At 65.0% G+C, this 25158-nt stretch carries 23 protein-coding genes; 12 read left to right on the top strand and 11 right to left on the bottom strand.

All coding sequences use genetic code 11. From position 1 onward, the window contains the following. The first annotated feature begins 279 nt into the window (after positions 1-279). Entirely contained in the window at positions 280-1071 is a 792-nt protein-coding gene (locus E5673_RS00350; RefSeq protein ID WP_136188504.1) for an enoyl-CoA hydratase/isomerase family protein, read from the top strand. A gap of 78 nt (positions 1072-1149) precedes the next feature. Here the strand turns inward: E5673_RS00350 and gorA are convergent, their stop codons facing one another. From gorA to pgi, 3 genes are all read right to left on the bottom strand, one after another. Further along, entirely contained in the window at positions 1150-2523 is a 1374-nt protein-coding gene (gene gorA, locus E5673_RS00345; RefSeq protein ID WP_247599495.1) for a glutathione-disulfide reductase, read from the bottom strand. A gap of 106 nt (positions 2524-2629) precedes the next feature. Continuing rightward, the gene (locus E5673_RS00340) at positions 2630-3007 is read right to left on the bottom strand and encodes a DUF4174 domain-containing protein (RefSeq protein WP_136188502.1); all 378 of its coding nucleotides are present in this window, start codon (positions 3005-3007) and stop codon (positions 2630-2632) included. 198 nt (positions 3008-3205) lie between these two features. Then, complete coding sequence (gene pgi / locus E5673_RS00335) at positions 3206-4696, bottom strand: glucose-6-phosphate isomerase (RefSeq protein WP_056489844.1); 1491 nt, start codon at positions 4694-4696, stop codon at positions 3206-3208. Positions 4697-4821: 125 nt separating this feature from the next. Here pgi and lepB point away from each other — a divergent pair, with 125 nt between their 5' ends. The 3 genes from lepB to era all read left to right on the top strand — a co-directional run bounded on the left by lepB (position 4822) and on the right by era (position 7493). Further along, entirely contained in the window at positions 4822-5631 is an 810-nt protein-coding gene (gene lepB, locus E5673_RS00330; RefSeq protein ID WP_136191269.1) for a signal peptidase I, read from the top strand. Then, positions 5628-6290 carry a ribonuclease III gene (rnc, locus tag E5673_RS00325; RefSeq protein WP_056065532.1) on the top strand — a complete coding sequence of 221 codons (663 nt, stop codon included), beginning with the start codon at positions 5628-5630 and terminating at the stop codon, positions 6288-6290. Before lepB ends, rnc begins: the two co-directional genes overlap by 4 nt. 279 nt (positions 6291-6569) lie before the next feature. Continuing rightward, positions 6570-7493: a GTPase Era gene (gene era, locus E5673_RS00320; protein ID WP_247599494.1), complete on the top strand. Its 924-nt coding sequence runs from the start codon at positions 6570-6572 to the stop codon at positions 7491-7493. A gap of 313 nt (positions 7494-7806) precedes the next feature. On the opposite strand, the gene E5673_RS00315 is transcribed toward era, so the two are convergent. Continuing rightward, positions 7807-8538 (bottom strand): NAD-dependent deacylase, encoded by a 732-nt coding sequence (locus E5673_RS00315; RefSeq protein WP_136188501.1) that lies wholly within the window; start codon positions 8536-8538, stop codon positions 7807-7809. 172 nt (positions 8539-8710) lie between these two features. Here E5673_RS00315 and E5673_RS00310 point away from each other — a divergent pair, with 172 nt between their 5' ends. The 5 genes from E5673_RS00310 (at position 8711) to E5673_RS00290 (ending at position 13123) form a co-directional block, all read left to right on the top strand. Continuing rightward, positions 8711-9124 carry a hypothetical protein gene (locus tag E5673_RS00310; protein WP_136188500.1) on the top strand — a complete coding sequence of 138 codons (414 nt, stop codon included), beginning with the start codon at positions 8711-8713 and terminating at the stop codon, positions 9122-9124. A gap of 248 nt (positions 9125-9372) precedes the next feature. Beyond that, the gene (locus E5673_RS00305) at positions 9373-10161 is read left to right on the top strand and encodes a hypothetical protein (RefSeq protein ID WP_136188499.1); all 789 of its coding nucleotides are present in this window, start codon (positions 9373-9375) and stop codon (positions 10159-10161) included. A gap of 217 nt (positions 10162-10378) precedes the next feature. Further along, complete coding sequence (locus E5673_RS00300; RefSeq protein WP_136188498.1) at positions 10379-11896, top strand: fumarate hydratase; 1518 nt, start codon at positions 10379-10381, stop codon at positions 11894-11896. 44 nt (positions 11897-11940) lie between these two features. Continuing rightward, positions 11941-12567: a hypothetical protein gene (locus tag E5673_RS00295; protein ID WP_247599493.1), complete on the top strand. Its 627-nt coding sequence runs from the start codon at positions 11941-11943 to the stop codon at positions 12565-12567. Positions 12568-12637: 70 nt separating this feature from the next. Beyond that, positions 12638-13123 carry a DUF2501 domain-containing protein gene (locus E5673_RS00290; RefSeq protein ID WP_168711536.1) on the top strand — a complete coding sequence of 162 codons (486 nt, stop codon included), beginning with the start codon at positions 12638-12640 and terminating at the stop codon, positions 13121-13123. Between the two features lie 682 nt (positions 13124-13805). Here the strand turns inward: E5673_RS00290 and E5673_RS00285 are convergent. Next, entirely contained in the window at positions 13806-14387 is a 582-nt protein-coding gene (locus tag E5673_RS00285; RefSeq protein ID WP_247599492.1) for a hypothetical protein, read from the bottom strand. A gap of 112 nt (positions 14388-14499) precedes the next feature. On the opposite strand from E5673_RS00285, the gene E5673_RS00280 reads away from it, so the two are divergent. Beyond that, positions 14500-14877, top strand: coding sequence for a PRC-barrel domain-containing protein (locus tag E5673_RS00280; protein WP_136188495.1), 378 nt, complete (start codon positions 14500-14502; stop codon positions 14875-14877). A 50-nt stretch (positions 14878-14927) separates the two neighbouring features. Here the strand turns inward: E5673_RS00280 and uvrB are convergent, their stop codons facing one another. After that, on the bottom strand, positions 14928-17126 hold the full coding sequence (gene uvrB / locus E5673_RS00275) for an excinuclease ABC subunit UvrB (RefSeq protein WP_136188494.1): 2199 nt from the start codon (positions 17124-17126) through the stop codon (positions 14928-14930). A gap of 166 nt (positions 17127-17292) precedes the next feature. Here uvrB and E5673_RS00270 point away from each other — a divergent pair, with 166 nt between their 5' ends. Together E5673_RS00270 and E5673_RS00265 are read left to right on the top strand one after the other, a co-directional pair. Continuing rightward, on the top strand, positions 17293-18123 hold the full coding sequence (locus E5673_RS00270; protein WP_107963158.1) for a ferredoxin--NADP reductase: 831 nt from the start codon (positions 17293-17295) through the stop codon (positions 18121-18123). Positions 18124-18289: 166 nt separating this feature from the next. Continuing rightward, positions 18290-18676, top strand: coding sequence for a VOC family protein (locus tag E5673_RS00265; protein ID WP_136188493.1), 387 nt, complete (start codon positions 18290-18292; stop codon positions 18674-18676). Between the two features lie 300 nt (positions 18677-18976). Here the strand turns inward: E5673_RS00265 and E5673_RS00260 are convergent, their stop codons facing one another. The 5 genes from E5673_RS00260 to E5673_RS00240 form a co-directional block, all read right to left on the bottom strand. Further along, a complete protein-coding gene (locus E5673_RS00260; protein WP_136188492.1) occupies positions 18977-20155 on the bottom strand; it encodes an MBL fold metallo-hydrolase in 1179 nt (392 codons plus the stop codon). Positions 20156-20217: 62 nt separating this feature from the next. Next, positions 20218-20640 (bottom strand): DUF4345 domain-containing protein, encoded by a 423-nt coding sequence (locus E5673_RS00255; RefSeq protein ID WP_136188491.1) that lies wholly within the window; start codon positions 20638-20640, stop codon positions 20218-20220. Further along, positions 20637-21095: a DUF2721 domain-containing protein gene (locus tag E5673_RS00250; RefSeq protein WP_136188490.1), complete on the bottom strand. Its 459-nt coding sequence runs from the start codon at positions 21093-21095 to the stop codon at positions 20637-20639. Before E5673_RS00250 ends, E5673_RS00255 begins: the two co-directional genes overlap by 4 nt. A 109-nt stretch (positions 21096-21204) precedes the next feature. Then, entirely contained in the window at positions 21205-23544 is a 2340-nt protein-coding gene (locus E5673_RS00245; RefSeq protein ID WP_136188489.1) for a TonB-dependent receptor, read from the bottom strand. Between the two features lie 88 nt (positions 23545-23632). Next, positions 23633-24880 (bottom strand): MFS transporter, encoded by a 1248-nt coding sequence (locus E5673_RS00240; RefSeq protein ID WP_136188488.1) that lies wholly within the window; start codon positions 24878-24880, stop codon positions 23633-23635. Between the last annotated feature and the right edge of the window lie 278 nt (positions 24881-25158).

Below are 25158 nucleotides of genomic sequence, written 5' to 3'. Positions count from 1 at the left end.
ACAATCGGGGCCGTCCTGCCGATGGCAGTGCCGAATGCTGCTGCTCGCGACGGTCGCGACCCCATGCCCTGGACCTCTCCGGTTGCCGCTCCCGATGAAGACGGCCCCGGCGCGATGATCTTTGTCGCGCTGCCGGGATCGAGGCTCTACGCTCGCTTCTCGAACTCTGCCAATGGTTGGAAGACGTCGGGCGTGGATTCGGCGACGGTCCGTGTCATAATCGCCACAATCCATGTTTGCGGCCCATATTAGCTGCGTTCGACAGTAATGAGGCTGACGATGACCAATGATCCCTTGGGTTTTTCCGGCGTCGACGTCACCCGAGACGGGCATGTTGCGATCGTCACGTTCGTGCGGCCGCCGCACAACTTTGCCGATCTCGCACTGATCGAGGCGATCGGGGCTGCGTTCGCCGCTGCGGATGCCGACCGCGACGTGCGCGCGATCGTCCTGCAATCCGAGGGCAAGGTGTTCTGCGCGGGAGCGGACCTCGTCAACGCCAATCCGGTCGCCGCGGACCGGACCGAGGGTGAGCGCAACCCGTTCTACGTCGCCGCCGCCAAGCTATTCGCGGTCGAGACGCCGGTCGTCGCCGCGATCCAGGGTGCAGCGGTCGGGGCAGGGCTCGGCCTCGCGCTCGTCGCCGATTTTCGCGTGGCCTCGCCCGAGGCGAAGTTCGTCGCCAATTTCATCCAGATCGGCTTCCACCCCGGTTTCGGTATCTCCGCGGTGCTGGAGCGTGTGATCGGTCGCCAGCGCGCGCTGCTGATGACCCTGACCGCGCGCCGTATCCGCGCCGAGCAGGCGGAGGCCTGGGGGCTGGCGGACGCGGTGGTACCTGCGGACCAGTTGCGCGCTGAAGCGCTGTCGCTCGCAAGGGAAATCGCGGCCGGAGCACCGCTAGCCGTGGGGTCTACACGCAAGACGATGCGCGGCGACCTGTTCGCGCTGGTCCAATCGCAAACCGATCACGAACTCGCCGAACAGGCCTGGTTGCAGAAGACCAACGACTTCGCCGAGGGTGTCCGCGCCGTCAGCGAGCGCCGTCCCGGCAATTTCACGGGCACCTGAACGTGTTCCCCCGCCAAGGCGGGGGCCCAGACTGGGCTACCGCCTTCGCGGTACAACAAGCTTAAAGCGGGGCCGCCCCTACTTCATCAAGACAAGCTCTTCCGCCATCGTCGGATGCAGCGCGACCGTCGCGTCGAAATCGGCCTTGGTCAGTCCGGCCTTCACCGCCACCGCAGCCGATTGCAGGATCTCCGGACAGTCCGGCCCGATCAAGTGGATCCCCACCACCCGGTCGGTCTCGCCATCGCAGATCATCTTGTACAACGACCGCTCGTTACGGCCCGCCAGCACGTTCTTCATCGGCCGGAAATCGCTCGAATACACCCTGACCGAGCCAAGTGCTTCCCGCGCCTGCGACTCGGTCATGCCGACACCAGCCATCGGCGGGTGGCTGAACACCGCCGCGGGCACGTTGGCGTAATCAACGCGGGTTGGCTTGCCGCCGAAGAACGTATCGGCAAATGCCTGCCCCTCGCGGATCGCGACCGGAGTCAGCTGGATCCGGTTGGTGACGTCGCCGACTGCGAAAATCGAGTCGCAGCTCGACCGGTTGTCCTCATCGACGATCACCGCGCCGGCTGCGTCCATCTCGACGCCCGCCGTGTCGAGTCCAAGCCCCTTCGTGTTGGGCAAACGACCGGTCGCGAACATCACGAGGTCGACGACGATCGGCTCATGCCCGCTCATCTTGACCGTCAGGCAGCCATCCGAATCCTTCTCGATGCTCTCGAACGCAGCGTTGAAACGGAAATCGATGCCCTTGCTCATCGAGATCTGGAGCAGGCGGTCGCGGATCGATTCGTCATAGCCGCGCAGGATCACGTCGGTGCGGTTGACCAACGTCACGTGCGAACCGAACTGGTGGAAGATCCCGGCGAACTCGTTGGCGATATAGCCCGCGCCGGCGATCAACACGCGCTTCGGCACGTCATCGAGGTGGAACACCTCGTTCGAGGTGATGCCGTGTTCCGAGCCGGGGAACTCCGGCACCAGCGGATGCGCACCGACCGCGATCAGGATCTTCGCGGCGGTCTTCGTGGTGCCGTCGGCCAAGGTAACCTGGTTCGGCCCGGAGACGACCGCGCGCTGGTGGATGATGTCGACATGGTTGTTCTGGAGCGTGGTCGTGTAGGCGCCGTTGATCCGGTCGACCTCCTCCATCACGTTGTCGCGCAACGTCGGCCAGCTGAACGCACAGTTATCTGGGACCTGCCAGCCGAACCGCTTGGCGTCCTTCAGATCCTCGGCGAAATGCGCGCCGTAGATCAGCAACTTCTTCGGCACGCACCCGCGAATGACGCAGGTCCCACCGACACGGTATTCCTCCGCGACCGCAACGCGTGCACCGTGCGCCGCGGCAACGCGCGACGCACGCGTCCCACCCGAGCCTGCGCCGATGACGAACAGGTCATAGTCGAATTGGGTATCGGTCGCGGATGTGGTGTCGGTCACGGGCAGTCCTCGTAGGTCGCATGCCGCGGGGCGGCTTTGCATGCCATCTGGGGCAGGGGGCGCGAGGCGGCAACCCCAGCGCGGCGATCACGCTGATCGGCTCAGCCTATCGCTGCCCCGCCTTGCGCATCGGCATCGCGTCGATCGTCGCCTCCAGCGCGGCGGCAGGGAAGGGCTTGGCACTACGCAGTTTCTCGCCACCGTCCTTGCCAATGAGGATTGCGGTAAAGCTGGCGGGCAGGTGGTATTTGCGGCGGACCGCTGCGGCCGGGTCGCTCGCGCCGCGAATCGTGTCCCCAACGATTTCGACGACAGTGAGGTCGCGGGCGGAGGCGTTGGTTTTCCACGCAGCAAGGATGCGCCGTTGCTCGGTGAGTAATGCGTCATCGGCGGCTGGGGCGGACACGATTAATATCCGCCGCTCCCACTTCATCTGCGAGATGGTGGGTGAGGCTGCGAGCGCGATGGCAACGAGTAGAGGCATGAGAGGGTAACGCGGTACGTTGGAGAGTGCTCCATACCACCAACCCCCACCCCGGCGAAGGCCGGGGCCCAGTTGGCAAGGCTTCCGTGTGGCAAACTGCGGTTCACCCAACTGGGCCCCGGCCTTCGCCGGGGTGGGGAAACTTTGGATAGGGTAACCGGGTTAGAATAAGGGGAGGGGCCGCCCCCTCCCCAAACCTCACCCAAACGCGCGCTTGATCAGATCGTCCGTCGAAGGATCGAACGTCTGGCCGCCCTTCTCCGCAGCCTTCGCCATTTCCTTCCCCAGCTCGACCCCGAACTGGTCGAACGAATTGATCCCCAGCAGCACCCCGTTCACGAACACCCGGTGCTCGTAAAACGCGATCAGCGCCCCCAACGTCCGCGCATCCAGATCATCAAGCAGCAACGTCGAAGACGGCCGATCGCCCGAATAGCTCCGCGCCGGATCCTCGACCTGCTTGCCCGCCATCAACGCCGCACCCTGCGCAAATGCATTCAGCAACAGCGCCCGGTGATGCTCCTCGGGCAACGTATCGCCCGGCTCGATCACCGCGATGAACTCGACCGGCACGAGATGCGTGCCCTGGTGAAGCAGCTGGAACACCGCATGCTGCGCCTCGGTGCCCACGCCACCCCAGGTGATCGCCGCCGACGGACGCCCGAGCGGCTGGCCGTCGACCGTCACAGACTTGCCGTTCGACTCCATCTCCAGCTGCTGGAGATAGCTCGGCAGCAACCGCAACCGCTCGTCATACGCGAACGGCGCGCGCGTCTCGGCATGGCGGATCTGCGTGTAATACAGGTCCGCAAACGCCGCGAGCGCCGGCGCGTTCTCATGTAGAGCCGAGAGCCGGAAATGCCGATCCATCTCGGCCGCACCCTCGAGCAGTTCCTCGAACCGATCCCAACCGAGCGCGATCGCCGCCGGAAAACCGATCGTCGACCACAGCGAATACCGCCCACCGACGCTCTCCGCGAACGGCAGGATGCGCGTCTCGTCGACACCCCATTCCATCGCTTTCTCCGGCGACGCGGTCAGCGCGATCACGCGGCCATACGGATCCTCGACATTATGCTCGGTCATCCACTGCAGCACCGACTCGGCGTTCATCAGCGTCTCGGTCGTGGTGAACGTCTTCGAGGCGACCACGAGCAGAGTCGCCGCTGGATCGAACTTCGCGAACACGTCTTCCAGCGCGACGCCGTCGACGTTGGCGACGATCGCGACGTCGTAGCGCTTGTCGTCACGCCCCAGCGCATCGACCAGCAACTGCGGGCCCAGCGCCGACCCACCGATCCCGACATGCAGGATATGCCGCACCGGGCCGAGCGCTTCCGCCTCGATCGCATCGATCAGCGTCCGCATCCGCTGGTGGCTGGCCTGCGCGATCGCGACGCTCTCGGGCTTGCCCTCGCCGCGCTCGGCGGTGTGCTCGACCGCGCGGCCCTCGGTGACGTTGACGACCTCGCCCGAGAACAGTGCCTGGCGCTTGCCCGACAGGTCCTGCGCCTTCGCCATTTCCTCGAACGCGGTGACCATGTCGGTCGTCAGATGCGTCTTCGACCAGTCGAAGTGGATCCCCGCGACGTCGAGGCTCAGCTTCGAGAGGCGCTCCGAGTCCGCCGCGAACAGGTCGGTCAGCTTGGTGGCAGGCAGGGCTTCGATCTTGGACCAGTCGGCGGTCATGCTACTTCTCCGAATAGACGTGCGCGCCGGTCATGCTGCAAGCGCGAGACCGCGACAACGCTCTTTCGGTGACACGTATCCCGCACACGCTTGACGATAGGCGCAGGTTGAGCAAACCCGCGCGGATGGCAAATGACGTGAAGACTAAACCCGTACGCTCGGAAACCAGCGAAACCTTCCGCTTTCTCCTGAAGCTCGCGGTGGTCGTGCTGATCCTGCGCAGCTTCATCTTCGCGCCGTTCAGCATTCCGTCCGAATCGATGCTGCCCCGGTTGCTGATCGGCGACTATCTCTTCGTCTCGAAGTGGAACTACGGCTATTCGCGCTGGTCGCTCCCCGCGGGCATCCCGCTGATCCCCGGCCGCATCTTCGGCAGCACGCCGACACGCGGCGACGTCGTCGTCTTCCGCGCACCCGAAGTGCTCGACCACGACGTCATCAAGCGCGTCATCGGCCTGTCCGGCGAGACCATCCAGATGCGTCAGGGGACCGTCTACCTCAACGGCAAGGCGATCCCGAAACTCCGCATCGCCGACTTCACGATCCCGCTGACCGAGAACTTCAACGCCGAGAAATGCGGCGCGCCCTACGTCGACGTCGTCGCCAACGTCCAGATCTGCCGCTACCCCCGCTTCCGAGAAACGCTCCCTGGAGGCCGCAGCTACGAAGTGCTCGACCAGGCCGAACTCCCCGACCGCGACGACACCGGGCTCTACACGATCCCCGCCGGCCACATCTTCGTGATGGGCGACAACCGCGACGACAGCGGCGACAGCCGCTTCCCCGCACCGCAGGGCATGGGCTACGTCCCGCTCGAGAACGTCGAGGGCAAGGCGGTTGTCAACTTCTTCTCGACCGACGGTAACGCCGAATGGCTGAAGCCCTGGACCTGGGTCAGTGCCGCGCGCTGGAGCCGTATCGGGGAAGGCTTTTGAGCGACCTCGCCGGCTGGCTGAAGACGCTCTTCGGCCGCGCACCGACCAACCTCGCCCCCTATGAGCGCGCGCTCACGCACGGCAGCCAGGCCGCGGCGAACTACGAGCGTCTCGAGTTCCTCGGCGACCGCGTGCTCGGCCTGATCATCGCCGAGTGGCTCTACGAACTCTTCGCGACCGACCCCGAAGGCTCGCTGTCGAAGCGCCTCAACGCACTCGTCACCGGCCCGGTCTGCGCCGACGTCGCACGAGAACTCGGCGTCCGCGCGCACCTGAAGCTCGGCAAGCAGGCCCGCGACGACGGCGCGAGCGACAGCGACAACGTGCTTGGCGACGTAATGGAGGCGCTGATCGGCGCTTGGTACCAGGAAGCCGGCCTAGACGCCGCGCGCAAATTCGTCCGCGGCGCATGGGGCGATCGCGTCCAGGCCGGCGCCAAAGCCCCGCAACACCCCAAGTCCGCCCTCCAGGAATGGGCCGCTGCCCACAACCGCAAGCCCCCCGAATACACCATCGTCGAACGCACCGGCCCCGGCCACGCACCCAAGTTCACGATGCTGGTGTCAGTCGGCAAGCTCGCCGAAGCGACCGCAACCGGCTCCAGCAAACAGGAAGCCGAAACCGCGGCAGCCAAGGCGTTGCTGGAGAAGCTCGGCTAAGAAGAATGGTTCACGCGGAGACGCGGAGCCGCGGAGGCGGTGCGATTGGAACTCCGGCCTCGCCCCGAATGCCTCCGAGATAATCGGCGGCGCATGATGGCAGACGGCACGAGCCCCATCCACACCATCTCCGCGCCTCCGCGCCTCCGCGTGAACCATTTCTCCTTCTCGAACTGCGTACGTCGCGACGAGACCAAGGCCGCAGTTTGGCGGGAATGACGGACGGGCGTTTTGTCTGTATGACCGTCCCCGAATATCCCGATGCCGAAAAGAGCCTAAGTGACCGAACCTACCACGCCTGAAATCTCCATCCCCAAGCATTGCGGCCTCGTCGCCATCGTCGGCGCGCCGAACGCGGGCAAGTCGACGCTCGTCAACGCGCTCGTCGGTCAGAAGGTCGCCATCGTCAGCCCCAAGGCGCAGACGACGCGCGCAAAGCTGATGGGCGTCGCGATCGAGGGCGACACGCAGGTCTTGCTCGTCGACACCCCCGGCATCTTCGAGCCCAAGCGCCGCTTCGATCGCGCGATGGTCGCCGCCGCCTGGGGTGGCGCGGAAGGCTCCGACATCATCGCGCTGGTGGTCGACGCGAAGGGCGGCATCGGCGGCAAGGTGACGACGATCGTCGAGTCGCTGGTCGGCCGCACCGAGCCGATCTGGCTGATCCTCAACAAGGTCGACCTCGCCGATAAGACCAAGCTGCTGATCCACGCCGAGAAACTCAACGCGCTGCTCCCGTTCGCCGAGACGTTCTTCATCAGCGCCGGCACCGGCGACGGCCTCGCCCACTTCAAGACGCAGCTCGCCAAGGCGATGCCCGAAGGTCCGTGGCACTACCCCGAGGACCAGGTATCCGACTCGACCGAGCGCGCGCTGGCGTCCGAAGTCACGCGCGAGCAGCTCTATCTCCAGCTCCACGCCGAGCTGCCGTATGCGAGCACGATCGAGACCGAGCAGTATATCGAACGCCAGGACGGGTCGCTGGAGATCCACCAGCAGATCCTCGTCGAACGCCCGACGCAGCGCGCGATCGTACTCGGCAAGGGCGGCGTCCGCATCAAGGAAATCGGCGCCCGCTCCCGCATCGAACTCGCCTCGATCACCGGCAAGCCCGTCCACCTGTACCTGCACGTAAAGGTAAAACCCGGCTGGGACGAAGACCGCGAAGTCTACCGCGACATGGGCCTCGACTGGGTCGACTGACCCTCGTCCAAAAGACTGTTCCCCCGCGAGGGCGGGGGCCCAGACTGGACTCCCGCCTTCGCGGGAGAACAATCTTCCGTCGTCCACGAGGCGCGCAGTAATCCCAAACCTACCACCACCCCGGCGAAGGCCGGGGCCCAATTGGGGGACGCTTATAACAGCGGGCAGTGCGTAGTTACTGCGACCTCTCCAATTGGACCCCGGCCTTCGCCGGGGGGGGGGGGGGATGTAACGTAGCGTCCGCTTAAGAGAAGCATGTTCCCCCGCGAAGGCGGGGGTCCAGTCTGGCCCCCGCCTTCGCGGGGGAACATTCTTAGGACATAAGCTCGCCCACCCAAGCCGGCACCAGCACCCCCGCCGCACCGATCCGCGTCTGCTCGAAAAACACGCTCCCCATCGACGGATCAAGGTTCAGCTCCAGCGTCCGCGCCCCATGATACGCCGCGGTCTGCACGAACCCCGCCGCCGGATACACCGCGCCCGAAGTCCCGATCGACACGAACAGATCGGCCTTCGCCAACGCCGGCTCGATCCGCTCCATCTGGTACGGCATCTCGCCAAAGAACACGATGTCCGGCCGCAACGCCGCCGCCCCGCATGCGTCGCACACCGACCCCTCCGGCAACGCCTCCGTCCAAGGCTCACGCGCGCCGCAAACGGCACACAGCGCCGACAACAACTCGCCATGCATATGCAGCATCCGCGTCGCCCCCGCCCGCTCGTGCAAATCGTCGACATTCTGCGTAACGATCAGCAACTCGCCCTCCCAAGCCGCATCCAGCCGCGCCAGCGCGTGGTGCGCGGCGTTAGGCTCGACCGTCACCAGAGCCGCGCGCCGCAGATCGTAGAACCGGTGCACCAACGCCGGATCCGCCGCGAGCGCATCGGGCGTGCAGACATCCTCGATCCTATAGCTTTTTGGAGCCAGATCGCTTTCGTAAACATCCCAATAGGTTATGCCGCCTTTAGAGCGAAATGTCGGGACGCCGGACTCGGCGGAAACGCCCGCGCCGGTCAGGATTACAATGTTCTGGATATCGCGCATGGCGACAGAATAGGCGAGTGAGGGAATGTCGGAAAGTGGTGGAAAGCAGCCTTTCCGCTTTGGAGTGGGGCAATATCAAGTTTCGCCAACTCGGCGGCGGCAATAGCCAAGTATTGTCGATAGTTCGCAATCAGGATAAGCTGAAAGTATAAAATGTTTAGGGGAGGAAGAAATGCGTAGAGTCCTGCTTGGTATGATCGTCTCAATCATCGCATCGGCGGCCGGAGTACAGGCTCAACAAGGGGGCGCGGGAGCGGGGCCGAACAACAGCGGTCCTGTAGACTTAAACCGTCAGCGGGTTTTCGAAGAGTTCCAAGTAGGCTTTGCCGACTCCAATCGATTGACGACGCGGCCTGTGCCGACGTTACCGGGAGAAATTAGGCAGGGGCTGGACGTTCACGACTCAAAGGGATTGGTGATCGGCAAAGTCGAGTCCGTCGGTAAAAGCTTTGCGACGGTGTCGAGCGCGATCGGTAGCGTCGAGGTAGACTTCACCTCCTTTGCAAAAAACAAGAACGGGCTCTTGATCAATATGCCCAAGAGCAAGATCGACGTGCTGATGGCGCGAGGTCATCCGGCATCGTGAGGGGCCGATAGGCTCAGTCCCGGCCGTCGCCTCTTCACAGGGCCCAGTGTCCCCCGCCGCGCTGCGCCCCGCCGACGTCTGACTCGAAAAAGCGGACGGGCCGCAATCGCGTGATCCGATCGGACCGATGCGTCCGGTTTCTCCCGTCGGACGTTGAGCAGCATCGACCACGCCACCGTGGCCGTCCGCGACCCGTTCGCAGGTACCATGTCGGCGTCTAGGCCGGCAGAACTGAAGGATCCGATGCGATGTTGACGAAAAAGCTGATGCTGCTGAGCGGCGTGGTCGCGGTCCTTGGCGGCTGTGGTCAGACGACTTCGACGGACTCGAACACCTCGACCGCGAACATCGCCATGGGCAACACCACCGCGAGTGCGACCCCGGCCGTAAACCGCGTCCGCGGCGTCATCACCGCGATCGGCACCGACGCGCTGACCGTCCAGACCTATGACGGCAAGTCGGCCACCGTGCCGCTCGACGCCAATACCAAGTTCGCCTGGGTGGTGAAGTCCGACCTGTCGACGCTCAAGGACGGCGACTTCATCGGCACCGCGACGACCGGTCCCGACGACGCCCTGCGTGCGGTCGAACTGGTCATCTTCCCCGAGGCGATGCGCGGCACCGGCGAGGGGCATTATCCCTGGGACGTCCCCGGCGCGGTCGCGGCTGCAGGCGGCGGCATGAGCGGGTCGAGCGCGATGACCAACGGCACCGTCGACGGGCAGAGCGCGATGACCAACGGCACCGTCGATGGCCAGAGCGCGATGACGAATGGCACGGTCGCGCAGCAGAGCGGCATGACCAACGGCACCGTTACCGGCGGCGCAGGCAAGCCCGGCGAGACCAAGCTGAGCATCTCGTACAAGGGCGGCAAGGCACAGGTCGTCGTTCCCGTCGGCACGCCGATCGTCCGGTTCGAGCCGGCCGAGCGCACGGTCCTCGCCAAGGGCCAGAAGCTGTTCGCGATCGTCACGACCGACTCCAAGGGCGCCAAGTCGGTCGCCGTTGGCAAGGACGGCCTGACGCCGCCGATGTAATCGTACTAACACGTTAATATAACTAGGAAAGGTCGGGGTGGCGCTAAGGTCATCCCGGCCTTTTCCGTTTGGAGGCATCGGATACGCGAGGGCACGTTGGTGTGACCTTATCGTAACCTTTGGCCGTTTGCGCGCCGATCACCGCAACGACCCCGTCTTCAAAAATCGCACGATCGCCGCTAAGACGCTTGCAAACCTGTATCCGTAAAGGCGCTGCATGACCGTCATCACCGAAGCCGACCTGATCGAAAGCGTCGCCGACGCGCTCCAGTTCATCAGCTACTACCACCCGATGGATTACATCCGCGCCTTGGGCGTCGCGTACGAGGCCGAGCAATCGCCCGCCGCCAAGGATGCGATCGCGCAGATCCTGACCAACAGCCGGATGTGCGCCGAGGGCCACCGCCCGATCTGCCAGGACACCGGGATCGTCACGATCTTCGTCAAATGGGGCCAGGATTGCCGCCTCGACTCGACCCGCTCGCTCCAGGAAGTGATCGATGAGGGCGTGCGGAAAGCCTATCTCAACCCCGAGAACAAGCTGCGTGCGTCGATCCTCGCCGACCCCGCCTTCACCCGCCGCAACACCAAGGACAACACGCCGAGCGTGATGCATGTCGAGATGGTGCCCGGCAACACCGTCTCGATCGACGTCGCGGCGAAGGGCGGCGGCAGCGAGAACAAGTCGAAGTTCAAGATGATGAACCCGAGCGACTCGATCGTCGACTGGGTGCTCGAGATGATCCCGCAGATGGGCGCCGGCTGGTGCCCGCCCGGCATGCTCGGCATCGGCATCGGCGGCACCGCCGAGAAGTCGATGATCCTCGCCAAGCAGTCGCTGATGGGCTCGATCGACATGGCGCAGCTGAAGGCGCGGGGCCCCAAGAACGACATCGAGGCACTGCGGATCGAGATCTACGACAAGGTCAACGCGCTCGGCATCGGCGCGCAGGGACTTGGCGGACTTTCGACTATTCTCGACGTGAAGATCTTCGACTGGCCGACGCACGCCGCGTCGAAGCCGGTGGCGATGATCCCGAACTGCGCCGCCACGCGCCACGCGCATTTCGTGCTCGACGGCTCGGGTCCGGTGTATCTAGAGGCGCCAAAGCTGGAGGAATGGCCCGACGTCAACTGGACGCCCGACAAGGCCGCGATCCGCGTCGATCTCGACACGCTGACGCCCGACGTCGTGCAGACGTGGAAGCATGGCGACCGCCTGCTGCTCAACGGCAAGATGCTGACCGGGCGCGATGCGGCGCACAAGCGGATCAAGGACATGCTCGATGCGGGCGAGCCGCTACCGGTCGATTTCAAGGGTCGCGTGATCTATTATGTCGGCCCGGTCGATCCGGTCGGCGCGGAAGTCGTCGGACCTGCGGGCCCCACCACGGCGACGCGGATGGACAAGTTCACGCGGATGATGCTCGACCAGGGCCTTTTGGCGATGGTCGGCAAGGCGGAGCGCGGCGGCGATGCGACCAAGGCGATCGCGGAAGCCAAGTCGGCGTATCTGATGGCGGTCGGCGGCGCGGCGTATCTGGTCGCGCGCGCGATCAAGGGATCGAAGGTCGTCGGCTTCGCGGATCTCGGCATGGAAGCGATCTACGAGTTCGAGGTCAGCGACTTCCCGGTGACCGTTGCGGTCGATTCCGCGGGCGAGAACGTCCACCAGCTCGCACCGTTGGTCTGGCGTGAGAAGATCGCGCGTGAGGGGTTGCTGACGCCGGCATGACGACGCGCGGAGGCAGAAGGGGGCGGGGGTCCATCCGGTGGGTCGTGGCCTTCCTCCTTCTGCTTGCCGTCGCGGTCGTCCACGCGCCGCAGTTGCTAGCGTTTCCGAATGAGCAGCACGTCGGCACCGTCACCGTCTATGCCGAGCGTCCGATCGATCCGCGGATCGCCAGCGAACTGGCGCGCGCGGAAGGGTTGCTGCGCGCCAGTCCGATCTACACCGGCCGGCTCGATCGTTCGCTGTTCCTGACGGACGGTGGCTGGCGGTGGCGGCTTTTGGCGATCCAATCGCCGGGCGCCTTTGCGTTCCGCCGGCCCTTCAGTGCGGCGATCGTTTTCAACCGCAGCGACGTCGCCGCCGACCGCGTGACGAACGGTCGTGCGATCGGTGGTACCCGGACGCTGTCCGGCGTGATCGCGCACGAGACGACGCACATCATGATCGCCAACCATCTCGGCGAAATACGCAGCGCGCTGCTCCCGACCTGGCGGCAGGAGGGGTATGCGGATCATGTCGCGCGCGAGAGCAGCCTGACGGACGCGGAGGCCGCCAGCCTTCGACAGATCGATCCGGCCGCGCCGGCACTGGTATATTACGATGCTCGCCGACGGGTGGCGGCGGCGTTGGGCGCCAAGCGCGGATCGGTCGACGCGTTCTTCGCGGGCGGCTGAACGAAGCCGAGCCCGGAACGCACCCCGGCCAGTCCTGTTGGTAATACGACCTCATCGGAGCACGCTCATCATGCCTAAGACCGCAATCGCCCTCGTCGCAGCCTTCGCTTTCGCGACCACGGCCTCGGCCCAGACCACCGCGCCACAATCGGCGCCGACGCAGGGTGGCTTGGGCAGCCTCGGGGGACTCGGCGGTCTGCTAGGTGGCGCGTTGCCGAACATCGGATCGATCGGCGCGGGCAATGCTGCCGGGTTGCTCGGCTATTGCCTGAAGAACAATCTGCTCGGGCAAGGCGGTGCACTTGGCGCCTTAACCGGCGGGCGGAATGCAGCGTCACGAGCGGGCAGCGCGAAGGCCCCGGCTACTGGCGCGCAGTCGATCCTCCAGCGTCTGACCGGGCGACAGGGTGTGCAGACTTCGCCGGGCTATGCCGCGGGACAGGAAGGCGAAGTGCAGGCGCCGAACGGCCAGGCGTTTTCACTCGACGACCTCGGCGGGCAGGTGAAGACGCGGATGTGCAGCATCGTCCTCAATCGGGCGAAGTCGTTCCTGTAGGGGCGGTCTTGGGCAGTCGGCGTCTCTACGGGGCAAAGCGCAGCGTGTGTACCTGAACCAGCATGTTTCCCCGCGAAGGCGGGGATTCAGACTGGGCTCCCGCCTTCGCGGGAGAACAAGGACGTGCGCTGGCCCTTCGATCTGCCACGGACGACGGCGTGCCAAACCTCTCGGAATCTCTGGATAGTTTCGGCCGCACAATGCCGCAAAACTTAAACGATCGAGTACGTAGCGCGGTGAAGTCTGGAATTGGCCCCACATTAGGCGGCGCGGGCAGGGCAATGGTTTGCCCCCGAGCGCGGCATGCCAACACGCCCCGTAGTTCCCACAAACGAAAAGAGGCTGCCGGATCGTCTCACGACGAACCGACAGCCTCCTGACATGGTCAGCGGCCGGAGAGCTCCAGCCCGGAGGACCATGCGTACCGCCTATCCTATGGACCACGTGTTGACTGGGAGAGGATACTCCCCACGCGGACCGGCGGACTTAGCGGTGCGTCCCCCGAACGAACCGAACCGAACTCACTGCTGAACCATGAGACATCGGATCACCTCCTTTCGCTTGTTGAAACAACGCGGCCAAGCCTGACCGCAACGCCAATGTGTGCCGACCGCGTCTGCGATACAAGCCTTGTTTTACGGAAGTTTTCGGTCAATCCTGTGCGACTGCCGGTTCACCGAAGTCAGCCGCGGCAATCCTCGGTGACGCGCTCGATCTCGGCCCAGGCGGGCACCACCAGTGGCGGCAGTCCGGCTTGCTGGACGACGAACCGCCCGCGACTGAACCCCATCGCTTCCAGCAACGAATCGTTCGGCATCAGTGAGGCCGCGACATAAGGCGGCGTGCCTCCGGTCGGCTGTACGGACACGGCCCGCGTAACACTCGACGTGCGGATCGTCAGCGGCGTCGGCGTACTGCCCGCGCGCGACAGATAGACTTGGCGCGCCGCGGTGTCGCATCGCACCGTCAGCGACGCGTCGGCATTGGCAGGCCCGAACAACGCGATCGAACCGCGCGCATCGCGGCGATACACCCACGTCCCCGGCGAATACGGCCAGTCGCGCCAGTCGGCAGCAATCGGTGCCGGACGCGGCTCCGGGGCAGGGGCCGGGGCGACGGTGCGCGGCGGGGGCGGCGCTTCGGCCCGCGGTGGCGGCACGCAGCCCGCGATCGACGCGAGCGTCGCCAGACCGGCAAGCCGCGCCAGGACGAGAGGGCTGGCAAGCGATCGCAAGCCGACGAGGTGAGGGGACGGAGTGCGCATCGCATCGCTATGCGGCACGCCCGGCGGTCGCTCAAGTACGACGAAGCGCACCGGCCGGGAACCGCCGCACGGTGATACCGGTTCAACGACGGAAGAAATCAGGAGAACGTCCATGTCCGATACCGCCGCCCAGACGCCCACCCAGTTGCTCGTCCAGTCGAATATCTCCGGCACGATGAAGGTCGAGAGCCGTGACGGCGACAATGTCGGCTCGGTCCACGCGTTCATGGTCCACAAGGGCACCGGCCGCGTCACCCACGCCGTGCTCAGCCTCGGCGGCTTTTTCGGCATGGGCAAGAGCTTCTATCCGCTGCCGTTCGCGCTCCTCCAGTTCGACGCCGTCCGCGACCTCTACGTCGTCACGATCGACAAGCGCGTCCTCGAAGGCGGCCCAAGCTGGGCAAACAACGCACCGGTCTTCGACCAGGCTTATGCCGACCGTGTGGCAAGCTATTACGGGTCGAGCAGCGAAGACCTCATCGTCGGCTAAGCTACATTTCGACCGGTGCGGGTGACTGCCCGCACCGGTAACTTCCGCGTTCACCGCGACCGCGAACCGCCCATCCGCATTTTCTGACTCTTGCCGTAGCGCGTTTTGCGTGTCCCAGGCTTGCCCTCGTTCGAACGCCCCATGACCGGCGCCTTCTGCTGGTCGACCGGCAGGCCTAGTTCCTCGTTCTCCAGCTGACGAATCTCGTCGCGCAGACGCCCGGCGGTTTCGAACTCGAGATCGCTCGCGGCCTTTCGCATCTGCTTCTCGAGGTCCTCGATATACGCGCGCAGGTTGTGGCCGACCATGTGCGGGCGGTCCTCGTCGATCGGGATCGTCACCTGATCCTGGCTCGCGACGTGTGCGATGATGTCGCCGATGTTGCGGCGGATCGTCGTCGGGGTGATGCCGTGTTCGGTGTTGTACGCGACCTGCTTCTCGCGGCGCCGCGAGGTCTCGTTCACCGCGCGCTCCATCGATCCGGTGACGCGGTCGGCGTACAGGATCACGCGGCCGTCGACGTTGCGCGCCGCGCGGCCGATCGTCTGGATCAGCGACGTTTCGGAGCGCAGGAAGCCCTCCTTGTCCGCATCGAGGATCGCGACCAGCCCGCATTCGGGGATGTCCAATCCCTCGCGCAGCAGGTTGATGCCGATCAGCACGTCGTACACGCCCAGCCGCAGGTCGCGGATCAGTTCGATGCGCTCCAGCGTCTCGACGTCGCTATGCATGTAGCGGACCTTGATCCCCGCCTCGTGCATATACTCGGTCAGGTCCTCCGCCATCCGCTTGGTCAGCGTGGTGACGAGCGTGCGATACCCTAGCGCCGTCGTCTTGCCGACCTCGACGATCAGGTCCTGGACCTGTTCCTCGACCGGCTTGATCTCGACGGGCGGATCGATCAGCCCGGTCGGGCGGATGACCTGTTCGGCGAACACGCCGCCGGTCTGCTCCATTTCCCAGCTGCCGGGGGTCGCCGAGACGTAGGTCGTCGGCGGGCGCATCGCGTCCCATTCGTTGAAGCGCAGCGGGCGGTTGTCGATCGCGCTCGGCAGGCGGAAGCCATACTCCGCAAGAGTCAGCTTGCGACGGTGATCGCCGCGCGACATGCCATTGATCTGGCCAATCGTGACGTGGCTCTCGTCGACGAACAGCAGCGCGTTGTCGGGGAGATATTCGAACAACGTGGGTGGCGGCTCGCCCGGCATGCGACCGGTGAGGAAGCGCGAGTAATTCTCGATCCCCGCGCAGGAGCCGGTGGCGGCGATCATCTCCAGGTCGAAGTTGGTGCGCTGCTCGAGCCGCTGCGCCTCCAACAGCTTGCCCTCTAGCACCAGCTCCTTGAGCCGCTCGGCGAGCTCGTGCTTGATCGCCTCGCCCGCCTGCTTGAGCGTCGGTCCAGGCGTCACGTAATGCGAGTTCGCGTAGACGCGCACCGAGTTCAGCGACGCGACCTTCTTGCCGGTCAGCGGATCGAACTCGATGATCTCCTCGATATCGTCGCCGAAGAACGAGATGCGCCACGCGCTGTCCTCGTAATGCGACGGGAAGATCTCCAGCGTGTCGCCCTTCACGCGGAAATTACCACGCTGGAACGCCGCGTCGTTGCGCTTGTACTGGAGCGCAACGAGCTTGCGCACGATCTCGCGCTGGTCGACCGTCGTGCCCTTCTTGAGATCGAAGATCATCGCCGAATAGGTCTCGACCGAGCCGATGCCGTACAGGCACGACACCGACGCGACGATGATGACGTCGTCGCGTTCGAGCAGCGCGCGGGTCGCGGAATGCCGCATCCGGTCGATCGACTCGTTGGTCGACGATTCCTTCTCGATGTACGTGTCGGAGCGCGCGACATACGCCTCGGGTTGGTAATAATCGTAATAGCTGACGAAATATTCGACCGCGTTGTCGGGGAAGAACGACTTCATCTCACCATATAACTGCGCGGCCAGGATCTTGTTCGGCGCAAGGATCAGCGCGGGACGCTGGACGCGGTTGATGACGCTGGCCATCGTGAAGGTTTTGCCCGAGCCGGTAACGCCGAGCAGCACCTGGTCCTTCTCGCCGTCGCCGATGGCGGAGACGAGCTCGGCGATCGCGGTAGGCTGGTCGCCTGCGGGTTCGTATTCGCTGACGAGGTTGAACCGCTTTCCACCCTCGACCTTGTCGGGACGCGCGGTCGGGCGGTGCGGGACGAAGCTCTCGCCGGTTTCGGGCTCGGCGAGACTGGTGCGGATCTGAATGGCCATCGAGGGGGAATATGGGGAACATCGCTCGAGTCGGCAACGGCCACGGGACCTGTTTGGCCGATGCCAAGTTTAGCTGTTGTTGACCCGTCCGGCTCGCGCCCATAATGCGACCGTTTCGCAAGCCATCGATCCGCCAGCGCCCGCGCGTAGGCCAAGGAATAGACGCATGACCGCCCCGACCGTCGAAGCAACCCGCGCGCCCGCGCTGATCCCCGAGACCCCCGCGTTCCTCAACGCCAAGGTGCTGTGGGTGCGCCACTGGAACGAACATCTGTTCAGCTTCGCGATCGAGCGGCCATCGACCTTCCGTTTCCGCTCGGGCGAGTTCGTGATGATCGGCCTGCCGCAGGAAGGGGGCAAGCCGATCATGCGCGCCTATTCGATCGCGTCCCCGCATTATTCGGAAGAGCTCGAGTTCCTGTCGATCAAGGTCGAGGACGGCCCGCTGACCTCGAAGCTCCAGCTGATCCAGCCCGGCGACGAAGTGTATCTCGGCAAGAAGCCGACCGGTACGCTGGTGCTCGACGCGCTGCTGCCGGGGAAGCGGTTGTTCATGTTCTCGACCGGCACCGGCCTTGCGCCGTTCCTTAGCCTGATGCGTGATCCCGACGTGTATGCGGCCTATGAGCAGGTGATCGTCGTGCACAGCGTGCGCCGCGTGAGCGATCTTGCGTATCACGACGAGATGGTCGGCCTGCTGGCGGAGGACCCGCTGATCGCCGACGAAGCGCAGACGCAGTTCCACTATATTCCGACCGTGACGCGCGAGCCGTTCCGCACCACGCGGCGGATCGGTGCGCTGATCGAGGATGCGTCGCTGTTCGGCCACCCGGTCCGCGGCGAGCAGAAGCTGAACCCCGAGACCGACCGCGCGATGCTGTGCGGCTCGACCGAGATGATCAAGGAATTCGCGGTAATGCTCGAGGCTAACGGCTTCGAGGAGGGCGCGAATTCGAAGCCGGGTACGTTCGTGATCGAGCGCGCCTTCGTCGGCTGATGGCGTTGCGCTTTGGGTTCCCCCGCGAACGCGGGGGCCCAGGGATTACTGCACCGTCGCATGCCGGGAGGGTTCGGGCCTGGGCCCCCGCCTTCGCGGGGGGACAGCTAGTTGCGTCCCCGCGTAACCCGCCGATATCGCTCCTTATTCATAAGAGGAGAGACCCATGATCGGTTACGCAACGCTCGGCACCAACGATATCGACGCCGCACTGGCGTTCTACGATGCGCTGTTCGCAACGGTCGGCGGCAAGCGCCTCATGCAGATGCCCGACGCACGCCAACTCACCTTCTACGGCGCAGGCCCCGACAAGCCGATGCTCGTGATCGGCAAGCCCTATGACGGCGCGGCCGCGACCGCGGGCAACGGTACGATGGTCGCGCTGGCGGCAGATTCGCGCGAGCAAGTCGATCAGGTCTACGCCAAGGCGATCGAACTGGGTGCAGCGGACGAAGGCGCTGCCGGCACCCGCGGGCCCGAGGAGATGGGCTTCTACGGCGCATATTTCCGCGATCCCGACGGCAACAAGCTCTGCGTGTTCAAGATAGGGTGAAGCGGAGGATCACCGCACCGGCAATCTAGGCGGTGTCGCTTCATATCATACACCACCCCGGCGAAGGCCGGGGCCCAATTGGGGAAGGCCGCTAATGTTGGACAGCCCCTCGTTACTGCCACCTTTCCAATTGGGCCCCGGCCTTCGCCGGGGTGGTAGAAGGCAAATTCGGCGTTACTCTTCTCTCTCGTTGTTCTACCGCGAAGGCGGGAGCCCAGTCTGGATCCCCGCCTTCGCGGGGAAAAAGGTTTACTCGGTCGAAGGGGATAGCCGCCGAACTTCTCCAGAGTGACGGACAATTTAGCGCAATGCGCGAACCTGCGGCGTATCGAGGCACCGCAACAACGCCTCCCGCGGCATCGCGTTAACCGCCGCCGGCTTCACATACCCCGCAACCTCCGTGGGCCGCCCAATCGCCACCGGCTCGAACCCAGTCTGCCCCGTACACCGCATCGCCGCCGCCAGCAGTTTCGGCGGCGTATCATACCCCTCGAACGACAGCCGGAACGTCCCCCAGTGAATCGGGATCGCGTGCGCCGCGCCGAGCCGGCGATACACCTCGACCGCGTCGACCGGCCCGATATGGCTCCCCGACTCCATCTGCCCATCGACGAACCGGAACGCGCCGATCGGGATCAGCGCAAGCCGGATCGGCCCCAGCGCCGCCGCCTCACCCGGCCACTGGCCGTCGCCCATCCCGGTATCGCCCGCAAAGAACACATTCCCGCCCGGGAGCGTCACGACGAAGCTCGACCACAGCGCACGATTCCGATCGGTGAACCACCGGCTGCCCCAATGGTGGTTGCGCGTCACGGTAACGGACACGCCCGGCTTGATCGCCACCCGCTGCCCCCAGTCGAGCGCAGTCGCCTGCGCCCCGGTCTGGCCGATCACGCTGTCGTTGCCCAAGCTGGTGACGATCCGCGGCCGATCGCGCTGCCACAGTCGCTTCAGCGTCGCCTTGTCGAGATGATCGTAGTGATTGTGGCTGACCAGCACGAGGTCGATCCTGGGAAGCGCATCGAAGGCGATCCCCGGCTCGGCGACACGACGCGGCCCCGTGCCCAGCGGCCCCGCCTTCTCCGCCCAGACCGGATCGGTGAGGATGTTGAGCCCCTGCGTCTGGATCAGCACGCTGGCATGGCCGACCCACGTCACGACCATCCGCTCGCCCTCGACGCGGGCGGGCGGCGCGACGCGGTTCACCGCGACCGACTTCGGCCACGCAGGCCGGCCATCGCTGCCCGTGAAATACTTCCAGAAGAAGCTCGCCCGGCCACCGCCACTGCCCTTGGGCTGAATTTGCCGGGTATCCGCGTCGCCATCGGGATTGGAGAACCGCGCACCGTCGAAATGGCTCGACGTCGCCCCACGATAATAGATTCGGTCGAGAAATTGCGGCACGATCGTCACAACCAGCGCACCGATCACGATCAGCAACAGGATCGCACCGCCGACGATCTTCAATAGTCTCGTCACGGCGTTCCTGTCTGCATGGGATTGGATGTCGCCCTAACGCACGCTGTCGATCATCGTTCAGATCACGCGCGCAATCCGGTCCGCCGCGCGAAATTCCGCCGCTCGAAATTCCATTGCCACAGCATTAGCAACGGCACGACGATCGTCTCCATGCCCAGCCCGAGCACATGGCCCTGCGACGGCACGCCGACCGCGATCAACGATATCAGCCGCGACACGCCCCCGACGAAGATCAGCCCGCCGAGCAGCCGGAACCGCGGCCCCTTGCGCTCGATATCCGGAATGCAACTGACGAACCCGAGACCTGTCGCGAAGAATATCCCCGAGATATACCGGAAATGGCTGTCGAGATCCCTCGGCACATCGGCGAGATGCCCGAACGGCGCAGGGCCGTGCAGGATACCCTGGCCGCCGACGATCAGCGGCAACAGGCACGCCACCGCGATAACGGCCTGCAACAGGCGCTTCTCGATCGAGCCGGTCATGGCAGGGGCCTCAGCAATTCTGGGCGAATACGAAATGCGCGGAGCGAAATCCGCACCTCGAAGATAAACGAGATGAGCGCCGCGATCAGCAGGATCATCGCCAAGATGAAGCACACCGCGACGTAGGTCCCGAAGTGCAGCTTCGCGAGTTCGGCGATGAACAGCAGCGCGATCAGGATACACGTCATGATCGCGCTGGAGACCGCGAGGAACAGCGCGAAGTTAATGATCGTCATCCGGCGGTCGAGCAGGCGCAGTTCCCAGACGAACCGGACATGCTCGGGTCCAGTGCTGCTCGCGTGGAGATGCTCCAGCTTGCGTGCGCGGTCGATCACCCGCGACAGGCGTCCGGCCAGCACGTTGAGCAACTGGCCGATACCCGCCAGCATGAACACGGGCGCTAGCGAAAGCTGGATCGTCTGAGCGATCGTCGAGACGGCGGGGATCGTCGGCATGCCGGCACCATGTGGTAAAACGCGCTCGATAGGAAGAACGCGCGTACCGCATGGCGTCGCAATACAGCGGCTTGCCGCTGTTTGCCTCGCGCAGGCCCCCGGGTGCCGGTCAGAAGTCCTTGCGCAGCAGCAGCCCGGCATAGCGCTTGTCGTCGCGCGGCACGAACCGGACGGTGCCGGCGAACGTGCCGGCGGTCAGGAACGACGAATAGGACGTGTTCGTCAGGTTCTTGACGTACGCACGCAGCTGCCACCCGGACGTATCGCTCAGTACCGCGACGCTCGCGTTCCAGATCGCATAGGATGGCTGGACCGTGCTCGGCGTCTCGGCGAGTGAATATTGCACCTTGCTGCTGAACGTCACATCGGTCTGGAGCTCCAGCGCTAGCGTGTCGGTCAGCCCGAACTTGTACGCGGCATTCTCGTACAACTTGATCTTCGGCGCATAGGGGAGCGGCTGGCCGTTGATGTTGCAGCTCGTCGGCGCGCCGGTCGGGCAGAGGAAGTTGCGCACCGTCGCATCGGTATAGGCGGCGGAGATGTCGAGCGTCAGGCCCTTGGTCGGGCGCAGCGTCACGTCCGCCTCGACCCCGCGCGAGCGGACCGATCCGGCGTTGATCAGCCGGCTGACCTGCGCGCCCGCGACGACGTCGTTAAAGCTCGCCTGATACCCGTCGAAATTGGTCGTGAACGCGGCGAGGCTATAGCTCAGCGCACGGTTCGCGGTGCTGCCCTTCAGCCCGACCTCATAGGAGTTGGACGTCTCCGGGCTCAGCGGCACTTCGTCGAGCGGCGTCGTCGCGTTCAGCGATCGCATGTTGAAATACACGTTGTACGCCGGGCCCTTATAGCCGTGCGAATAGGTGAAATAGGTCTGCGCATGCTCGCCGAGATCGTACTGGAGCCCGAGGCGATAGCTGTCGCCGCGCTTGTCGATCCCGCCGGTCGCGTTGTGATACGCGCGGACGCCGGGCCGATCGAGCGCCGCCGCGCCGGTGTTGAGCGGATCCGCGGTCGACGTGCGGACGTGGTAGAAATCGAGACTGTCCCAGGTCGAGCGATAGCCGGCGATACCGCGGAATTTCGGCGTGAAATTGACGTTCGCCTCACCGAACAGCGCGTAATTGTCGTTGGTGATGCCGTAGTTGGCGACGCCCGTCGTCGTGCTCTGCGCGCCACCCGCCGCGAGCGAAGTCAGCGTGCGCTGGTATCGCTCGTCGGTCGTTGCGTGGAGGTAATAGGCGCCAACGACATAGTCGATGAGGCCACCCTTGGGCGACGTCAGCCGCAGTTCCTCGGAGAATTGCTTGGTGTTGACGCTGCCTGCGTCCTGTCCCGACGGGAACGCGGTCGAGAGCGCGGCGACGCTGTCGTAATCCTGGCGCTGGTTATTGAGCCATTGCCGCCAGCCGGTGATCAAGGTGACGTGGTAATCGCCGAGCGCGAGTTCGCCGGTGAACGACCCGCCGTAATTCTCGTCCTTCACGTCGGTGATCGAATTGTTGTTGGTCCGGCGATTGCTCGGTCCGGCGACGATCCCGCTTGCACCCAGCGCGGCGGCGAGATCGGGTGAATTGGTGACAACACCGGTGGGATACGCCGTACGGCTGGTGGCGGCGTAGACGCTGGTCGGGGTGGTATCGTGTGAGTTGAGGTAATCGCCGATGATCGTGAACTTCAGGGCGTCGGACGTCGTCACGACCAGCTTGCCGCGCGCGCCATAACGCCGGTAGCCGTTGACGTCCTGGTTGCGTGCGACGTTGCGGACGTTGCCCTGATAGTCGTCGTACAGCCCGCCGATCAGGGCTTGCACCTTGCCGGGGACGAGCGCGCCAGAGATGCCGGCCTTGATCCGGTATTCCTCGTCGGAGGTGATGCCGGCCTCGCCGAACGCGCGGAATTCGTCGGTCGGGTTGCGGGTGACGATGTTGACCACGCCCGCCGAGGCGTTCTTGCCGAACAACGTGCCCTGCGGTCCGCGCAACACCTCGATCCGCTCGACTTCGCCGAGGTCGAGCGTCGATTGGCCGGGGCGGGTGAGGACGACGCCATCGAGCACGGTCGACACCGATGGCTCGACGCCCGGCGAGGTCGTGATCGTGCCGACGCCGCGGATGAAGATCGTGCGATCCTTGTTCGACGCGCCGCTGCGGAAGCCGACCGACGGAATCGTCGCGGCGATGTTCTCGACCGTGTTCAACTGGCGCTCGGCGAGCGACTGACCGCTGACCGCGGTGATCGCGATCGGCACCGATTGGAGCGTCTCGTTGCGGTAGCGCGCGGTAACGATCACTTCGTCGCTCTGCGCCGCCGGGGCAGGCGTGGTGGTCGGCGCAGTCACCGGTGTCGTCGCGGGAATATCCTGCGCAGCAGCCGGAGTGGCGAGCGCGACGAGTGCGGTGCCAGCGAACAACGCGACATGGCGCCGCTGGATGCGTGGGTCGATCATGGGTTCCCTCCCCGAAATTGATGCCGCCTTGTAAATCCCATTCGGGCGATGGGTATAAAGAACGATATGCAGGTGCGTCGTATCAGCTTTAGCGCGCCTCGATCGGTCGCAGCGTCGGCAGCAGCAGCTGGATCCATCCGACCGCGAGCAGGTACGACACGCTCGCGAACAGGAATAACGGAAGATATCCAAGGCCTGCGGTGAGCACGAGCCCCGCGACCTTGGCGATCACCATCCCCCCGACATTGCCGCTGAACGACCCGAACGCGGTCACGCGACCGAGCTTGTCCTGTGGCACGACGTCGGCGATCAGCGCGAAGAGATTGGTCGAAAATGCCTGATGTGCCGCGAGCGTCAGTGCCATGAGCCCGATCGTGACCGCGTAATTGCCCGCGTAGAGCACCAGCGGGATCGGCAGCACGCAAAGCGCGGCGACCAGCAAGATGCCTTTGCGCACCGCGTTGATGCTGTAGCCAAGACTCAGCAACCGCGTCGAGACGCCGCCGCCGAGCAACGACCCGACCGCCGCGCCACCATAAGCAATGGCGAGCGGCACACCGAGCGCAACGCCGGTCAGCCCGTATTGCCGGTGGAAGAAGTCAGGCAACCAGAACAGCAGCAGCCACCACGTCGCATCCGACAGGATCTTGGCAACCGCGATCGCCCAGGTCTGGCGGTTGCGCAGGATCGGGCCGTACTCGGTGAGGGGAGCGGTATCCGTCTTGACCGGACGGGGCGGGGAGAAAGTCACGCGCCGTGTCGCGACCAGCCATACTGCAGCCCAGACGAGCCCTAGAACGCCCGCAGCGACGAACGTCCCGCGCCACCCGACCAGCAGCGCAACACCCGGGATCGCTAGCGGCGCCAGGATCGCGCCGATGCTGTTGGCGGCGTTGGTCGCGCCGAACCCGCTCGATCGCCAGTTCTTGGGCAGCACCGACGCGATCGTCTTGATCCCCGTCGGCGTTCCCATCGCCTCGGTTGCGCCGAGGCTGACGCGAATCATCACGAATTCGGTCATCGACCGCGCCCAGCCATGCGCCATCGCCGCGATGCTCCACGCCGCGACGCCGATCGGGTTCGCCCATTTGACGCCGAGCTTGTCGACGATCCACCCGGTGAACAGGAATGCAAACGCCGCGCCGCCCTGGAACCACGCGGCGAGGGTCCCGTAATCATCGTCGCTCCAACCAAGGTCGGTGGCGATGATCGGCTTCAGCACGGAGATGATCTGGCGGTCGACGAGGTTGAGGATGCCCGCGGTGACGACGAGCGCGAACAGCAGCGCGCGGGCGCGGGCGCCGAGTTGCGCGACGGTCTTGGTAGGCTTGGTCATACGCGCCTAGCATGGACGAGGCGCGCGCGGTGGCCAGCCAGTTTCTCTTCACCGACCCGGTTATTTGGTTGCAGCGGGGCGGACAGGCTGGCCCTCACTTCGCGGATTTGTTCGGGGATTATCTGATCAATCAAGCACGCTTGTTTCCCCGCGAAGGCGGGGATCCAGACTGGGCTCCCGCCTTCGCGGGAGAACATGGAGGAGAGGGCCACCGCCAACCCAATACCACCCCGGAGTTGGCCGGGGCCCAATTGGAAAGGTCGCAGTAACGGAGCGGA

Source organism: Sphingomonas sp. PAMC26645, assembly GCF_004795835.1.
Taxonomy (GTDB): domain Bacteria; phylum Pseudomonadota; class Alphaproteobacteria; order Sphingomonadales; family Sphingomonadaceae; genus Sphingomonas.
Note: the sequence above shows the minus strand (reverse complement) of the source record. Positions and strands in the feature narration are given on the sequence as shown.

Coding starts and splice junctions, on each gene's coding strand:
- pgi (WP_056489844.1), bottom strand. CDS start 4,696: ATGACCGCCGACTGGTCCAAGATCGAAGCCCTGCCTGCCACCAAGCTG.
- E5673_RS00290 (WP_168711536.1), top strand. CDS start 12,638: ATGCCTAAGACCGCAATCGCCCTCGTCGCAGCCTTCGCTTTCGCGACC.
- E5673_RS00315 (WP_136188501.1), bottom strand. CDS start 8,538: ATGCGCGATATCCAGAACATTGTAATCCTGACCGGCGCGGGCGTTTCC.
- E5673_RS00285 (WP_247599492.1), bottom strand. CDS start 14,387: ATGCGCACTCCGTCCCCTCACCTCGTCGGCTTGCGATCGCTTGCCAGC.
- lepB (WP_136191269.1), top strand. CDS start 4,822: ATGGCAAATGACGTGAAGACTAAACCCGTACGCTCGGAAACCAGCGAA.
- E5673_RS00300 (WP_136188498.1), top strand. CDS start 10,379: ATGACCGTCATCACCGAAGCCGACCTGATCGAAAGCGTCGCCGACGCG.
- E5673_RS00350 (WP_136188504.1), top strand. CDS start 280: ATGACCAATGATCCCTTGGGTTTTTCCGGCGTCGACGTCACCCGAGAC.
- E5673_RS00280 (WP_136188495.1), top strand. CDS start 14,500: ATGTCCGATACCGCCGCCCAGACGCCCACCCAGTTGCTCGTCCAGTCG.
- E5673_RS00305 (WP_136188499.1), top strand. CDS start 9,373: ATGTTGACGAAAAAGCTGATGCTGCTGAGCGGCGTGGTCGCGGTCCTT.
- E5673_RS00340 (WP_136188502.1), bottom strand. CDS start 3,007: ATGCCTCTACTCGTTGCCATCGCGCTCGCAGCCTCACCCACCATCTCG.
- E5673_RS00265 (WP_136188493.1), top strand. CDS start 18,290: ATGATCGGTTACGCAACGCTCGGCACCAACGATATCGACGCCGCACTG.
- E5673_RS00250 (WP_136188490.1), bottom strand. CDS start 21,095: ATGCCGACGATCCCCGCCGTCTCGACGATCGCTCAGACGATCCAGCTT.
- uvrB (WP_136188494.1), bottom strand. CDS start 17,126: ATGGCCATTCAGATCCGCACCAGTCTCGCCGAGCCCGAAACCGGCGAG.
- E5673_RS00240 (WP_136188488.1), bottom strand. CDS start 24,880: ATGACCAAGCCTACCAAGACCGTCGCGCAACTCGGCGCCCGCGCCCGC.
- E5673_RS00245 (WP_136188489.1), bottom strand. CDS start 23,544: ATGATCGACCCACGCATCCAGCGGCGCCATGTCGCGTTGTTCGCTGGC.
- E5673_RS00270 (WP_107963158.1), top strand. CDS start 17,293: ATGACCGCCCCGACCGTCGAAGCAACCCGCGCGCCCGCGCTGATCCCC.
- E5673_RS00255 (WP_136188491.1), bottom strand. CDS start 20,640: ATGACCGGCTCGATCGAGAAGCGCCTGTTGCAGGCCGTTATCGCGGTG.
- E5673_RS00310 (WP_136188500.1), top strand. CDS start 8,711: ATGCGTAGAGTCCTGCTTGGTATGATCGTCTCAATCATCGCATCGGCG.